The organism is Bradyrhizobium sp. 87 (assembly GCF_023073015.1).
GTDB lineage: Bacteria > Pseudomonadota > Alphaproteobacteria > Rhizobiales > Xanthobacteraceae > Bradyrhizobium > Bradyrhizobium canariense_D.
Genome location: NZ_JADPIQ010000065.1, coordinates 1 through 13,225 on the forward strand (window position 1 = coordinate 1; position 13,225 = coordinate 13,225).

Genomic DNA, 13,225 nt, shown 5'->3' on the forward strand with positions numbered 1-13,225 from the left:
TCCATCATTGCAAGGCCCTGGGGTAGGCCTCGTCGAGTCCTGGAGAGCTGATTCGCAGAGCCTGAGTATGGCTCCGAGCCCGGAATTACCCCATGTGTGAAAACGCCGTGCCTGCTATGATTCCCGCACTGAATCGGCGGGGGGCTGGCATGGCTCGTTTCGTTCAAGGAGCTGATCGCGGGCAATCTACTTTGTTGCCGGAATGCCTGGACGACTGGGTTGCAGATGACAATCCGGTTCGCGTGATCGACGCCTTCGTTGCAGCCCTCGATCTGGCTGAACTTGGGTTCGGTGGCGTTGAGCCTGCCGGCACAGGTAGGCCGTCGTATCATCCGGCCGCACTGTTAGGGCTCTACATTTACGGTTATCTCAACCGTGTCCATTCGAGCCGCCGGCTTGAGCGTGAAGCTGGCCGCAACGTCGAAGTGATGTGGCTGCTCGCCAGGCTTGCGCCCGATCACAAAACGATTGCCGATTTCCGCAAGGACAATGGTCCCGGCATCAAAAAGTCTGCGCGCGCTTCGTCGAGGTGTGCCGCAAGATGGGCTTGCTCGCGACAGCCAGCGTTGCGATCGACGGCAGCAAATTCAAAGCAGTCAATAATCGCGATAAGAACTTCACGCGCGGCAAAGTCGAGCGGCGGCGCACGCAATTGGAGGAGAGTGTTGCGCGCTATCTCGCTCAGCTCGATACCGCCGACCGGCAGGAGCCGTCGGAAACACTGGAGTTAAAAAAGACGCGGATCAAAGAACGGCTCAAAAATCTGACCGTTGAAATGGCGAAACTCGCAGCGATTGAAAAACAGGTTCTGGCGTCGCCCGATCAGCAGATATCGTTCACTGATCCCGACAGCCGTTCGATGGCCACGAGCGGCCGTGGTTCTGGCGTCGTCGGCTACAACGTGCAGACGGCGGTCGATACAGAAAACCATCTGATCGTCGCGCACGAGGTGACAACAACCGGCTCAGACCGGTCGCAACTTGCAAACATACCCCGGCAAGCCAAAGCCGTTCTTGAGGCCGACACGCTCGATGTTGTCGCCGATCGCGGCTACTTCAAGGGTGAAGAAATCGTGGCGTGCGAGCAATCTGGCATCACGGTGACTTTGCCCAAGCCGATGACATCGGGTGCGAAGGCTTCGGGACGCTTCGGCAAACAGGACTTTGCTTATCTGCCAAATGAGGATGTTTATCGCTGCCCTGCCGGTGAGAAACTCAAATATTATTATACCAACGACGAAGACGGCCAGAAGCTGCGCAACTATTGGACGAATGCCTGCAAAACCTGTCCACTCAAATCGAAGTGCACGCCGAGCCCACAACGCCGTATCAAGCGATGGGTGCACGAGGACGTTCTCGAACGCGCTCAGGCGCGGCTCGACAAGAATCCAAACGCCATGCGCACACGCCGCGAGACCGTCGAGCATCCGTTCGGCATACTGAAGATGCGCATGGGCGCGACGCACTTCTTGTGCGTGACGCTGCCGAAAGTTGCGACCGAGATGGCGCTGTGCGTGCTCGGCTACAATCTGACACGCGTGCTGAACATCGTCGGGATGAAACCGCTGCTGGCGGCGGTGAGGGCGTGATACGGGCGTTGCCGCGCGCCGTTGCGGTTCATGGGGCGCGTAAAAGAGCCCCGACATTGCCTCAGGATGAGTTCTGGTCGAGCGGCCGTAAAACTTGCCCAAATTGATCGGACCGCGATAGCCTGAATTCGACCGCGCCGGTCCGCGTCATGCAACAGCGTTTTTACACGACCAAGACCCGAAGCCGACATCATCGCTCCGGCACCTCCGCCAGCCGCAGGCCCCGATACACACGCTCACGTTTGGCGAGGTAAATTGGGTTATCGCTGCAAGCTCCATCCCGGAAGCGGCGGATGGTGAAGCTTGGAACAACCGCAAATAGCGCTTTTGCAGCAGCTTTCGCTTCGTCCAGCGAGCCAAGCAAGGAAGCGCGGCAGCCAGCCCAAAATGTGCGCTCACGTCATTTCGATTGGCCTCGATGCTGCGGCGGAACCAGCAGACTGCTTCGGCATCCTCGTTGATCTGCAGCTTGGCAAAGCCGGCTATCATGAACCATCGATGGCTGAAGATATCACGAGGAGACAGGCGAAGTGCTTCGTTGATATGGGTCACTGTCTCCGCTCCGCGGCCCATGTACAACTTAGCGCTGCCGGTTTGCGCGTGAGCCTCAGCCAAATTGTGATCCAGCTCCAACGCTCTCTCTAACTCAGCGACCCCTGAGCCGCACGATTCCTGCACAATAGTGCGCAGCCTAAAATCATGTGTGCATAGGCATGGTTCGGCGCGAGGGACACCGCCTTTATTGCTGTTGCCTCGGCCACTGCGAAATGCTCGACCGTGTCCTCATCCATGAAGCTCACCCCAAGTATCAAATCGACGCCAGCCATCCATACCATCGCTTCGATATTCCTGGGATCGAGGGTCTCAACGCCCTTTCAAAAATCTCGCGCGCTTGAGGTACGCCTTCAGACGTCCACCCCTTGTGCAACAAAGCTTTGCCTTGAAAATACAAGTCAATCGAATTGGGATGCGGGGATCGCTCTGATCGCCTCGCCTCTTGCTCGGTGAGCTGAGCGTCCAGCGTGTTGGCGAGGCGCGATACGATCTCGTCTTGCATGACAAAAAGATCGGCGATGGGTTTGTCAAACCGGTCTGCCCATAGATGCGCGCCGGTTTCGGCGTCCACGAGTTGAACGTTTACGCGAAGTCGATCACCGGCTCGCTGCACAGAACCTTCTAGCACGTACCGAACATTCAGTTCGCGGCCAATCTGCTTGAGATCGATCGCTTTGCCCTTGTACGTGAATGCGGTGTGTCTGCCGATAACGAACGAGCCGGAGATGCGCGACAAATCCGTGGTCAAACTCTCGGTCACGCCATCGACAAAGTAGTCCTGTCCAGGATCGTCGCTGAGGTTAGCGAAGGGCAACACAATGATGGAAAGGCGGGGCGCTGAAGGCGACGTTTGTGCCGTGCCGCCGTAATGCACCGTCGAATTCGCTAACGCGGTTTCGGACCTCTGTCCTTCGTGCACTGCGCCAACGAAGCGGAAGCCTTTGCGCTGCAATGTTTTGATTAGGCGCTGCTTTTCACCGTCGTCACCGACTGCTGCCCGAGCGGCATTCAGGCGGGTCGTTAACGCGGCGTCTGAGACGATGCGTCCATTCCAAACTGCGTTAATGAGATCGTCCTTGCTGACAACGCGCTCCCTGCGTTGGATCAAATAGTCGAGCAGATCGAAGACCTGCGGCGCTGTGGGGACCACGTCGGCTCCCCGCCGTAGCTCGCGCCGGTCGGTGTCGAAAGCGAAGTCCTCGAAAAAGTAGCGCAGCCTACCGCTCCTTGGATGCCACGCAGACGGCTCTAGCGACAATTGCGGTTCAAAAATACGCCGCTGGCGCGCCCGAGGGAAGTCCCCTTCTGGCCCATCAGCGAAGTAGCGGAGCTTTTCGTTGGGGTCCGCTTAGTATGGCAAGGCGGACCAGATTTGGTCAGGTCGAGTTCTTCGCATTTCGAGCCGGAACGGACGTCCTCCAGCGAACATGGGCAGCTGAGGGCATCCCCGCAATGCAATGTGCCTATCCGATCGATTGCACTGCTTGGCCCTTAGCCGTAGGCTACCAGCGGACTAGGCCGGTGGAAAAACCATGGTTGTCGAGACGCGCTATGTGACGAGCGGCGAGGTCTTTGTCGCCTACCAAATGTCCGGACAGGACGGTCCGGATTTGCTCATGACGCCGGGCTTTGTATCGCATCTTGAGCTGTCATGGGAGAATCCCAACGCCGCGCGCTTCCTTAACGAGCTCGGCTCGTTCTCGCGACTGATCCGCTTCGACAAGCGCGGCACGGGTCTGAGTGATCGTGGCGTCGGTGTCCCGCATCTCGATGAAAGGATCGACGATATCCGCGCCGTGCTCGACGCCGCGGGTTCTAAGAGAGCGTACTTGTTCGGTGTCTCGGAGGGTGGGCCGATGTCGATCCTGTTCGCTGCGACTTATCCTGAACGGGTCGCCGGTCTCCTCCTGTTCGGCACGTATGCGCGCACGGTGGGCGCCTCCGTTCCATTTGACGATTTCGCGGGGTTGGAGCGCGATATCCGATCCAATTGGGGAACCGGCAAGAGTCTGCCAAGTTTCTCCCCGTCCTCAGCCGCAGTTCCCGGCGCCATGGAGCGCTTCGCTAAGTTCGAGCGCTCGGCCGCCAGCCCGTCCGATGTTATCAACCTAATGCGTATGAACCGCGAGATCGATGTAACGGCCATCTTGGCGTCGATCCATGTTCCTACGCTGGTCATGCATCGGCGGGACGACGTACGCATTCGCGCACTCGCCGGCCGCGAGCTTGGAGAGGGAATTTCTAACGCACGCTACATCGAACTACCGGGTAGCGATCACCTTCCGTGGTCAGGAGATCAAGATCGGCTTGTCGAGGAGATCAGACAGTTCATGGGTGTTTCCGCTACTGCCGTCGAGGTTGATCGCGTCCTCTCGACTGTGCTGTTCACCGATATCGTCGATTCGACAAGGAGGGCCTCGTTGGTGGGCGACAGGCAGTGGCGTTCAACTCTGGAAGCGCACCATGCGGCGGTGCGTTCGGAACTGGAGCGGCATCGCGGACGCGAAGTTAAGACTACAGGCGACGGATTTCTGGCACTGTTCGACGGCCCGGCGCGCGCTGTCCGCTGCGCCCAGAGGATCGTCAGCGCGGTGCGGGCGCTCGATCTCGAAGTGCGGGCCGGCGTTCATACCGGTGAGGTCGAAATGATGGGCGACGATGTGGGCGGCATTGCTGTTCACATCGCAGCACGGGTAGCTCACCATGCGAAAGCGAGCGAGGTTCTGGCGTCGAGTACGGTAAAAGACCTAGTGGCAGGCGCTGGCCTCAAGTTCGTCGATCAAGGGCCGGCCGAGCTTAAGGGTTTCACGGAGCCCATGCGCCTATTCGCAGCTGTCACCTGAATGAGTTCCGAGGTCGCGGATACCGATTTAAACAGCTGCGATACCATCGCCCGATGCCCACAAATGGCCCATTCGAGACCTCCTGGCCCGGTCTGCCACGTCCGCTTAACCGGTCAGACCGGAAGTCACCGCCTCACGGGAAAACCGGCGCCTTTGACCCGAATACGACATCAGCCTCTTCCACCAATCTGTCCATTGCGAATAGAATGCATGTCTGACCAGAGGGTCGGCAATGAGACGGCGCGAGTTCATCATTTTGGCCGGAGCGGCGGCTGCCACTTGGCTGCCACCAACAGCCCTGTGTTCCGAAGAACGGGTAATCAAAATCGTCGTACTCGGCGATGCTCTGGCTTCCGGCTACTATCTTCCCGTTGGGCGCAGGTTCTCGGACAGACTTGAATTTGCATTGAAGGCCAAAGGTCAATCTGTCACGGTTGTCGATGCAAGCTGGGGTAATGACACAGCAGCAAGGGGCCTTGCCAGATCGAATCGCTCGATTCCCGAGGATACCGATGCGGCGATCTTGGAACTCGGTGCGGTTGATATGGTCTTTGGCGTCGAGCCAACCATCACGCGCACGTCCCTTGCGGCAATTATTGAAAACCTAAAAGCGCGGCGGATTGCCGTGCTTCTTTGCGGAGCAGCGCCTCACACCAACTTGGACGACGAACACAAGAGGGCCTTTGCGGCCATGTTCTCCGGTCTTGCCAGCGAGTACGATGTGCTATTCTACCCTGTATTTGATGATGCGTTTGTAAGCGATCCGTCGCTTAAGGAGATCGGCGACTTCAAGCCAAATGCGGCGGGGACCGAAGCTGTTGTTGCCCGCATATTGCCGAAGGTCGAGGCGCTGATCGACCAAGCACGTCACAGAGTCCATTGACTCCCATAAGTACGGGCCGATGGCTCGCACCATCATTGTCGTTCGACGCGATCATTGGCGCTGAGTCACTTCCGCCGTTGGCCCATCACTGCCGTTGATGCCAGGCAGCAAATGTCGGTTGATCGGGGCAGACCGGACGTTTGCGGGTGAGTGCTAAGCTGGGGCTTTTGACCCCAAACGGACATTTGGACTCGCCGCAGACGTGAGCGCTAACGGCTCTATTTTGGAGCGCCGGTCTGGCTACCCGAACCGGTGGTCTGTTCACTTTCCGGCCGGCCCGGAGGGTGCGCAGAGGCGCCCGGCTTGTCTTGATCTGCCACGAACCCGGACTGTCCGGAATTGCGTGTCTTGAGCCCCTTGTCTGCATCACGCTGCATCTGCTCGTTGGGCTCGCTAGTCTTGAGCCCACTGTCTACACCACGGTGCATCTCCTCCTTGGTTTGCTCACTAGGTGCGGCCTTTTGCTGTTGGGCTGCTGCTTGGAAGGCAATCGCGCTTCCGGCAACGACTATCATCGCGAGAGTTGCTGTTCGCATGCTTTCCTCCAGTGTGTTGCCCCGTCTCGCTAAACGCGCGGACTTCCCGGTGTTTCCTAATTCCGATTGTTATTTCAAAAGGTACGCCGAACGATTGGATGGGATGGGCTCGGCATGGGTGATGTCCGCTCCCGGTGCTCAAGCACAAGTAAGCAGCCGGGCTGCCGAAAGGCCCGGTTGTGACCCGAAGCGGTCATCTCGTTGATCTAGGAGCCGTCCTTCCCTGATGCGATTGCCGCGCGTACAGCATCACCCAGGTCTATACTCAAGCGCGCCCTTGCCTCCGATGGATCTTGAGCCTGCCCGACGAACGGCAACTTCGGCAGCACGATGGTAAGCACGCGCACAATGGCGCCCTGCTCCAATGCTTGTCCCTCATCGCGCGGGTCGTCCGGGGTCAAAGCCATCTTCGTCATTGTCTCCCAGATACCGGGAGTGTGGTCCTCTAACGCCGCAATCGCTTCCTGCATCTGTTCGTCGTTGAAGAACGTGCCCATAAGAAACTCGCGGCGCTGTTTAGATGGGATAGCGGGACTTCAGAGCACGCCGCATCACAAGCAAGGTCACGACGACTGCAACAACGGTGAACCAAAAGAAGGACGGAACCGGCGACTGATGGTGCATGTGGGCTATGTAGATCACAAGCCCTACTAAAACGAGCACCAGCGCATTCGAGAACCAATAAAGAGGAGAGCGTAACAGTCCGGTTGGCGCGAGTTCTGTCGCGCGTTCAGTCGCCCGCCTAGTGAGCCACCAGCAACAGCCGAAAGAGGGGAGGGCAATGATCCAGGACATACCCGATCTTTTCTCATGCAGCTTTTAGATGGCTCTACTGATAATACTCAACCCGGTCACGTCCGGGGCCGAGGGTAGACCGAACCTGACTGCCCACGGCCGAAACCGGCGCTGTTGACCCTGATCAGACCTTTGTTGGGTGTTGTCTGGTTAGTATATAGCAACGATAAATTAGGACACTTGCCCCGATACAGATGCCACGTGCTCAATCAGAGGATGAGAGTCATGTGGTTGCTTGTGGCTTTCATGGTCGTGGTCGTTAGCGGGCTAAACTTCATCATCGCAAAATCGTCCATGACGAAAATGACGAAAGCGGCCACTCGCTTGGCGGTCCTCGCCGCGGCGCTGGCAACCACCTTCTATTTGATCGCCTAGTCGAGGAGCCGCCTGAACCTACGTCATGTCGGTCAGCATGGGAAACCGGGCGGAGTCCTCCATTAGCTCAGAGTGTCGCGAGGTCTGCTTCCTGAAGTTCACCGGAACAGGGCATGAAAGTTTTCCGAGGCAGCCTTTGACCCGCAGCGGTCATCGCGTTGATCTAAACGCCATCCTTTGCGGATGCGCTTTCGGCTCGCGCAGCGTCGCCCAAGTCTATACTTAAGCGTGCCCTTGCCTCTAATGGGTCCCGAGCTTGCGCAACGAACGGCACTTTGGGCAGAACGATGGTAAGCACGCGCACGATGGCTCCCTGTTCTATTTCTTGTCCCTCATCGTGAGGGGCGTCCGGGATCAGAGCCATCTTCTTCATTCTCTCCCAGATACCGGGAGTGTGGTCCTCCAGCGCCGCAATCGCTTCCTGCATCTGGTCATCGCTGTAGAATGTGCCCATTATGGCCAGCTCCACCGTTCAGCGCTTGGTCCGGAGCGGTCGTCCGCGCGGTCCACTTCAACTGGATTTGCGGCTTTCGTCTTCGAACGGCGGGCGACTGAGATGCCTCGTGAGACGCCCTTCATTGCCCCACCCGTAGCGCTTAGCGAACGCGACGTATAGAAGTCCGGCTAGGCCCAACGCTATCAGTACCATAATCAGGCTGACGCCGAACACGTAGATGCTGGACGTGCCCCCGACGATGAGTACGAGGAGGAGGGTGGAACGAATGCTGAAAGGCCACATGCCGCTAAAGTAGCACGAGGACGACCTGAGCCGGCAGATGCCCGAGAACTAGGTTTGCGGACCATTAAGGCCCCTTCCGCCCCATGCCTGACTTGAGCCAATGCGTCGCGCGGTCTCCTCCCGTAGGTGCTTGCGATAAGCGCGCAAGGGGGTTGGTCCGTGGGATCAGTTTTCTCCATCGCTTTAAGGTTGAGGCAATCAATGCATGCTATTGGCTCGCCAGCGCCTTCGAGATGGCGGCGGTTGCGCCAGGGATGATCCCGTCGAATGTACTTGCTCACCGCTTGTCTGATTGTGTTGGCCTTGACTGCCTTGGTGGCGTCTCGCCGGGCCAGGCGTCTGCCACAGACCCGTCGGGGGCGGTTCGCAGCGATCTGGCCTGCTCTTTGCGCGGGCATTTGTGCGCTGGGGCTGCTCGCAATTTGGCGTGCTCAGGGCGTGCAAGACGTCGAGCCCTCTTTATTGACCTGCCTCCTCATGCTGGTTGTTGCCTTCAATGCCGGCTGGTTTATCGGCGTCATGGGTGAGTGGTCGTGGCAGTGACGATAAAGGTCGATCCATATGGACACCCTCCACGTGATCCTGCTGATCACGACCTTCGTTCTCGGGTTCGTCGCGACCGTCCTATGGGGGCCGGACTTCGAATGGATTGGGCAAGATGTTGAGGCCGCTTACATCTTCAAGCTGGTCGGCATCGGCCTGATCGTATTCTTCTTAATCGCAATCAGCTTCGGGCTCATCTGAGACCTCAAGACCCCACGACAGGGAACGCCATGACCGCTGCTGAACACCTTGGGACAGTCTCTGCGGCCGTGCTCGCCGCCTCTGCATTCATGGTGTCGCGCGCTCAGTGGTTCTTCGGCCGAAAGCTATTGCTAGAGGAAGCGGTTTCGATCGGATGGGTGGCTTGGTCGATGTTTATGGCGGGGTTCGTCGTCTACATTGGACTCAAACTCCCGCTGGGTCTTACTCACGACGCGGACGCCCTAGCCATCGGTGTCTCCGGTTGCTCGTCTCTCGTTGCCATGTTGTGGTTGGCGCGGGTGGTCACCGACTGGGGACGAAGCGTGAAAATTTCGATCTTTGCTCTGTTCCTTCTTACGCTGGTGGTGGTCTCCCTCACGCTGGACTTGTCGCGCTCTCAAGTCTGAGACCCAGCGCACTTCCGCTTGTGGCCTATCGCTACCGGTGGGGCGGTGCCGCTACATGTCGGCTCAGCAGGGTAGACCGGAAGTTTGCAGTGGAGTGCTAGGCCGACGCTTTTGACCCCAAGCCGACGTTAAAGTCCTCAGCCGGCGCGACACTGGGCTTTTCGGCGTTGACGCATGGGCATCTTGCCGCCATATAGAACGCATGAATAAGCTTCTGTCAGCCGCATTGACCACCACGGCGACCGCTTACGGCGGATCGCCAACTGGTTGCGCGCGCTAGAGACAAGCGTACTTCACCCAGAAAAGGCCCCGCCCGCGATGGACGGGGCCTTTTCTGGTTCTTGATGGTCCCGTCCTCGCTTTTTCCCATCACAAGGAACTCAAGCCATGGACGATCTCGACCACAGAAATCTCGGTGTGCAGCTCAAGTTGTGGCACCTTCAGGAAGACGCACCGGGTATGGTGTTCTGGCATCCGCGCGGCTACGCGATTTATCGAGTGCTGGAGGACTATGTCCGGCGCAAGATGCGCCGGGCCGGCTATGCCGAGATCCGGACGCCGCAGCTGCTGCCACAGGAGCTCTGGGGCCGCAGCGGCCACTGGGACAAGTTCAGCGAGCACATGTTCCGGATCGACGACGGCGAACAGGCAATGGCACTCAAACCGATGTCGTGCCCGTGCCACGTGCAAATTTTCAACAAGGGGCTGCGTTCGTGGCGGGAGCTTCCGATCCGCTATGCCGAGTTCGGCGCTTGCCACCGCAATGAGCCTTCCGGTTCGCTCCACGGCATCATGCGCACGCGTGCTTTCGAGCAGGACGATGCCCATGTGTTCTGCCGGGAGCAGGACGTAGAGGGCGAAGTCGCGAGGTTCATCGCCCTGCTCGGCGAGGTCTACCGCGACCTCGGTTTCCCCGACTACGAGGTGGCGCTGGCGACGCGGCCAGCGCTGCGCGCTGGCGACGATGCGACCTGGGATTGGTCGGAGGCGAAGCTCGGAGATGCCGCGCGGCAATGCGGCCTCGCTCCACAAATAAATCCGGGCGAAGGCGCGTTCTACGGACCGAAACTGGAATTCGCGCTGCGCGACCGGCTGGGACGATCCTGGCAGTGCGGCACAGTTCAGCTCGATGGCGTGCTGCCGCAGCGACTCGATGCATCATACATCGCCTCGGACGGCAACCGCGCCAAGCCCGTGATGATCCATCACGCCATCTTCGGATCGCTCAGTCGGATAATAGCCATCCTGCTCGAGCACCATGGCGGCGTGCTCCCCTTCTGGCTGTCACCGGACCAGGTCGCCGTCGCGCCGATCTCGAAGGAACAGGCCGAATACGGCGCGGAAGTTCTTGAGGCCTTCGAGGAGGCTGGGGTCAGAGCCGTTGCTTACGACGGCGACGATACCCTCTCCCGACGCATCGTCGCCGCGCGTGAAATGGCGGTACCGGTGATGGCAATCGTCGGCAAACGCGAGATGAGGGAGGGCCGAGTAAGTTTGCGCGAACGCGACGGTTCACAAATGGATGTTTCGCTATGCGAGGCGGTCTCCCGCCTGCAGAAGAGAGCCAGACTGGGCGCCTAGGCAGCTGGCGCGCAGTAAGCCCGCTGATCGCTGGCGCAGTGCTCGTGGGCATACGCGCGAGTATGTTCAGGAACGGGCATGTCGCCTTCTGGCCCGTTTGAGACCTTGCGATGGGCACTTAAGATGTCCGCTCATCGGGGCTGACCGGAAGTCATCGCGGGAGCACTAACCCGACGCGATTGACCCAAAACTGACGTCAAGGAACCGGCTGCAAGCTCCGGTTCCTGCTTGTGTTCATTCGACGATCTTCTATTCTCAACTAGAGCGAGTAACGTGGGTTCTGAACATAGGGGAGACGTCATCGTGAGGTTCTCATCATGTGTATCCGCTCCAGCTTTTTGCATTGCCTTAATGATATCCGGATTGGGCAGTCAGGCATTGTCGCAAACTGCAACGACCCTTCCCAACGTCACTGTTGACGCTCCAACGGTTAGGCCGAAGCCGAAACAGCACGCGCTTGCGCGACATGCTATACACCACCCCTCCTCGGCGACGACCATTGGAACGATACTGGTATCGCCCAGCTCGGGCTCAGCAAAGCTCGCAAAGTACGCGAGCATCACCGGCAGCTGCGTCGGCGGTTGCTCCACAAGCTTCAGATCCGGAACCGCCCCTTGGCACGGCTGCTCGATATCTGCCTATCCAGCACTGTCACCCACCTGCAGAAATGTCGGTAATTTCAAGACCTACGAAGAGTGCCGGGCGACGTCGATGCTGATGGGGTGGAGACCTAACGACATCCCGTGGTACTGCAGCAGTCTGGCTCTGAAGTAGCCAAGCACGTCCAGAACTGACCATAGCTGACATAGTTGGTGGCCCAGTCGCATCAGGCTGTTCGCTTGTCTGCTGCTGGCCCATCTGCGACCTCGCAGGCCAGCCGCTCTCCGGCCGCTGTTAGAGGCAAACCGGACATGAGAGAGGCCAGCCGCGTGATGAGTGCATGCCCTAGGCGTTGCTCCGGCTTCGGCTGCATGATGAGCATCAACCCGGACGCCTACTCGATTGCCGAGCTTGATCACATGCGCTGGGGGTCGAGATCGCCCGCAAGGGCGGCGTGCCACCGGCCCCGGCGCTGAACGCCATGAATCTGGCCAATATCCTACGGCTTCTGAAAGCCCGGCGAACCCCGGTCACGCCGGCTGCTGAATGACTTATTCGACCGCCTTGGCTCCGCCGACCCGCCGCGCCTTCCGGTCGGCCTGCTTCGGAGCGCGGCCTCTGCCGGCCTTCGCTCTCGCTTCGCATTTCTTGCGCAGCTCATCGATTTCATCGCTCGTCAAGTGCTCTATGCCTACCAACGAATTTTGTGCGTTACTCACCCGGATGAGTTCATCCAGCTTCACCTGAATGGCGGCGCTATCGCGGTTCTGAGAATTCTGGATCAAGAAAACCATCAAGAAAGTGACGATGGTAGTGCCGGTGTTTATCACCAGCTGCCAAGTATCGGAGAAATTGAAGATGGGTCCTGTCACGGCCCACGCGACAACCACAGCTGCGGCGGTCATGAACGTGGATGCGCGGCCGGCGGCTTCTGACGTTGCGTTCGCCACAGTCGCAAACAGCTTCGAGATGCCGGATCTGTCGTTTGCGTTGGCCTCACTTCGCATCGCAATCGCCACATCGCCTGCCTGATGGCCGTCCAATTCTTCCGCGCAGGTTAGGTTCCATAGGCGCCGGCCCATCAGGCCGGGGCGCCCGAAACGAGTCCCGGCCTCCACCACAGGAGCAGCCCGTTCCTGCGTCCGAGCGGGAACGATTCGGCGGCTTCGCGTTGAATCCGCATGTGTGCCGTGGCGTTGCGTCAGGCTCGTTCGGGAGTATCGCGTGTCGAGGGCGCGGTAAAAGCTGCTATTCCTGGTTACATCGAGCCGTGTGATCCCACGTTGCGCGAGAAGCCGCCGCGCGGCGAAGACTGGGTCTACGAGATCAAGGCCGACGGCTACCGCGCGCAGCTGCACCTGCGAGATGGGCATGCCAAGGTCTATTCACGCACAGGCCTGGACTGGACCGAACAATTCTCCTCGATCGCGGCGAGCGCCGACCTACTCAAGGCAAACAGTGCAATCATCGACGGTGAGGCGAGCTATCGCCAAATTTTGGTGACGGCGGTGCCGGTCAGGCGGCAGCGGTTATGGGCTGACGGTCGGTCGACTTGGCGATGACCTCGATCCCATCGTTG

General features: G+C 59.1%; 11 protein-coding genes and 2 pseudogenes. 8 read left to right on the forward strand and 5 right to left on the reverse strand.

All coding sequences use genetic code 11. The features are described from left to right. Positions 1-149: 149 nt before the first annotated feature. Positions 150-1,588 (forward strand): annotated as a pseudogene (locus IVB50_RS16040) (IS1182 family transposase). Between the two features lie 190 nt (positions 1,589-1,778). Here IVB50_RS16040 and IVB50_RS16045 read toward each other — a convergent pair. Beyond that, positions 1,779-3,359, reverse strand: a pseudogene (locus IVB50_RS16045) (winged helix-turn-helix domain-containing protein). Positions 3,360-3,675: 316 nt separating this feature from the next. On the opposite strand from IVB50_RS16045, the gene IVB50_RS16050 reads away from it, so the two are divergent. Both IVB50_RS16050 and IVB50_RS16055 read left to right on the forward strand, forming a co-directional pair. Beyond that, positions 3,676-4,986, forward strand: a complete 1,311-nt coding sequence (locus IVB50_RS16050; protein ID WP_247296426.1) for an adenylate/guanylate cyclase domain-containing protein — start codon at positions 3,676-3,678, stop codon at positions 4,984-4,986. 232 nt (positions 4,987-5,218) lie between these two features. Then, positions 5,219-5,869 carry a GDSL-type esterase/lipase family protein gene (locus IVB50_RS16055; protein WP_247296429.1) on the forward strand — a complete coding sequence of 217 codons (651 nt, stop codon included), beginning with the start codon at positions 5,219-5,221 and terminating at the stop codon, positions 5,867-5,869. 218 nt (positions 5,870-6,087) lie between these two features. Here the strand turns inward: IVB50_RS16055 and IVB50_RS16060 are convergent, their stop codons facing one another. Both IVB50_RS16060 and IVB50_RS16065 read right to left on the reverse strand, forming a co-directional pair. Then, positions 6,088-6,405, reverse strand: a complete 318-nt coding sequence (locus IVB50_RS16060) for a hypothetical protein (RefSeq protein ID WP_035968563.1) — start codon at positions 6,403-6,405, stop codon at positions 6,088-6,090. A 206-nt stretch (positions 6,406-6,611) separates the two neighbouring features. Continuing rightward, on the reverse strand, positions 6,612-6,902 hold the full coding sequence (locus IVB50_RS16065; RefSeq protein ID WP_247296431.1) for a hypothetical protein: 291 nt from the start codon (positions 6,900-6,902) through the stop codon (positions 6,612-6,614). Between the two features lie 523 nt (positions 6,903-7,425). Here IVB50_RS16065 and IVB50_RS16070 point away from each other — a divergent pair. After that, positions 7,426-7,575, forward strand: a complete 150-nt coding sequence (locus tag IVB50_RS16070; protein ID WP_247296434.1) for a hypothetical protein — start codon at positions 7,426-7,428, stop codon at positions 7,573-7,575. Positions 7,576-7,738: 163 nt separating this feature from the next. On the opposite strand, the gene IVB50_RS16075 is transcribed toward IVB50_RS16070, so the two are convergent. Continuing rightward, on the reverse strand, positions 7,739-8,029 hold the full coding sequence (locus IVB50_RS16075) for a hypothetical protein (RefSeq protein WP_247296436.1): 291 nt from the start codon (positions 8,027-8,029) through the stop codon (positions 7,739-7,741). 861 nt (positions 8,030-8,890) lie between these two features. On the opposite strand from IVB50_RS16075, the gene IVB50_RS16080 reads away from it, so the two are divergent. The 3 genes from IVB50_RS16080 (at position 8,891) to thrS (ending at position 11,046) form a co-directional block, all read left to right on the forward strand. Beyond that, positions 8,891-9,058, forward strand: coding sequence for a hypothetical protein (locus IVB50_RS16080; RefSeq protein ID WP_247296438.1), 168 nt, complete (start codon positions 8,891-8,893; stop codon positions 9,056-9,058). Positions 9,059-9,087: 29 nt separating this feature from the next. Then, positions 9,088-9,465 (forward strand): hypothetical protein, encoded by a 378-nt coding sequence (locus IVB50_RS16085; RefSeq protein ID WP_247296440.1) that lies wholly within the window; start codon positions 9,088-9,090, stop codon positions 9,463-9,465. Positions 9,466-9,852: 387 nt separating this feature from the next. Continuing rightward, positions 9,853-11,046 carry a threonine--tRNA ligase gene (thrS, locus tag IVB50_RS16090; RefSeq protein ID WP_247296442.1) on the forward strand — a complete coding sequence of 398 codons (1,194 nt, stop codon included), beginning with the start codon at positions 9,853-9,855 and terminating at the stop codon, positions 11,044-11,046. 1,151 nt (positions 11,047-12,197) lie between these two features. On the opposite strand, the gene IVB50_RS16100 is transcribed toward thrS, so the two are convergent. Then, positions 12,198-12,653, reverse strand: a complete 456-nt coding sequence (locus IVB50_RS16100) for a low affinity iron permease family protein (protein WP_247296446.1) — start codon at positions 12,651-12,653, stop codon at positions 12,198-12,200. Between the two features lie 276 nt (positions 12,654-12,929). On the opposite strand from IVB50_RS16100, the gene IVB50_RS16105 reads away from it, so the two are divergent. Then, complete coding sequence (locus IVB50_RS16105) at positions 12,930-13,208, forward strand: hypothetical protein (protein ID WP_247296444.1); 279 nt, start codon at positions 12,930-12,932, stop codon at positions 13,206-13,208. The last annotated feature ends 17 nt before the right edge of the window (positions 13,209-13,225 follow it).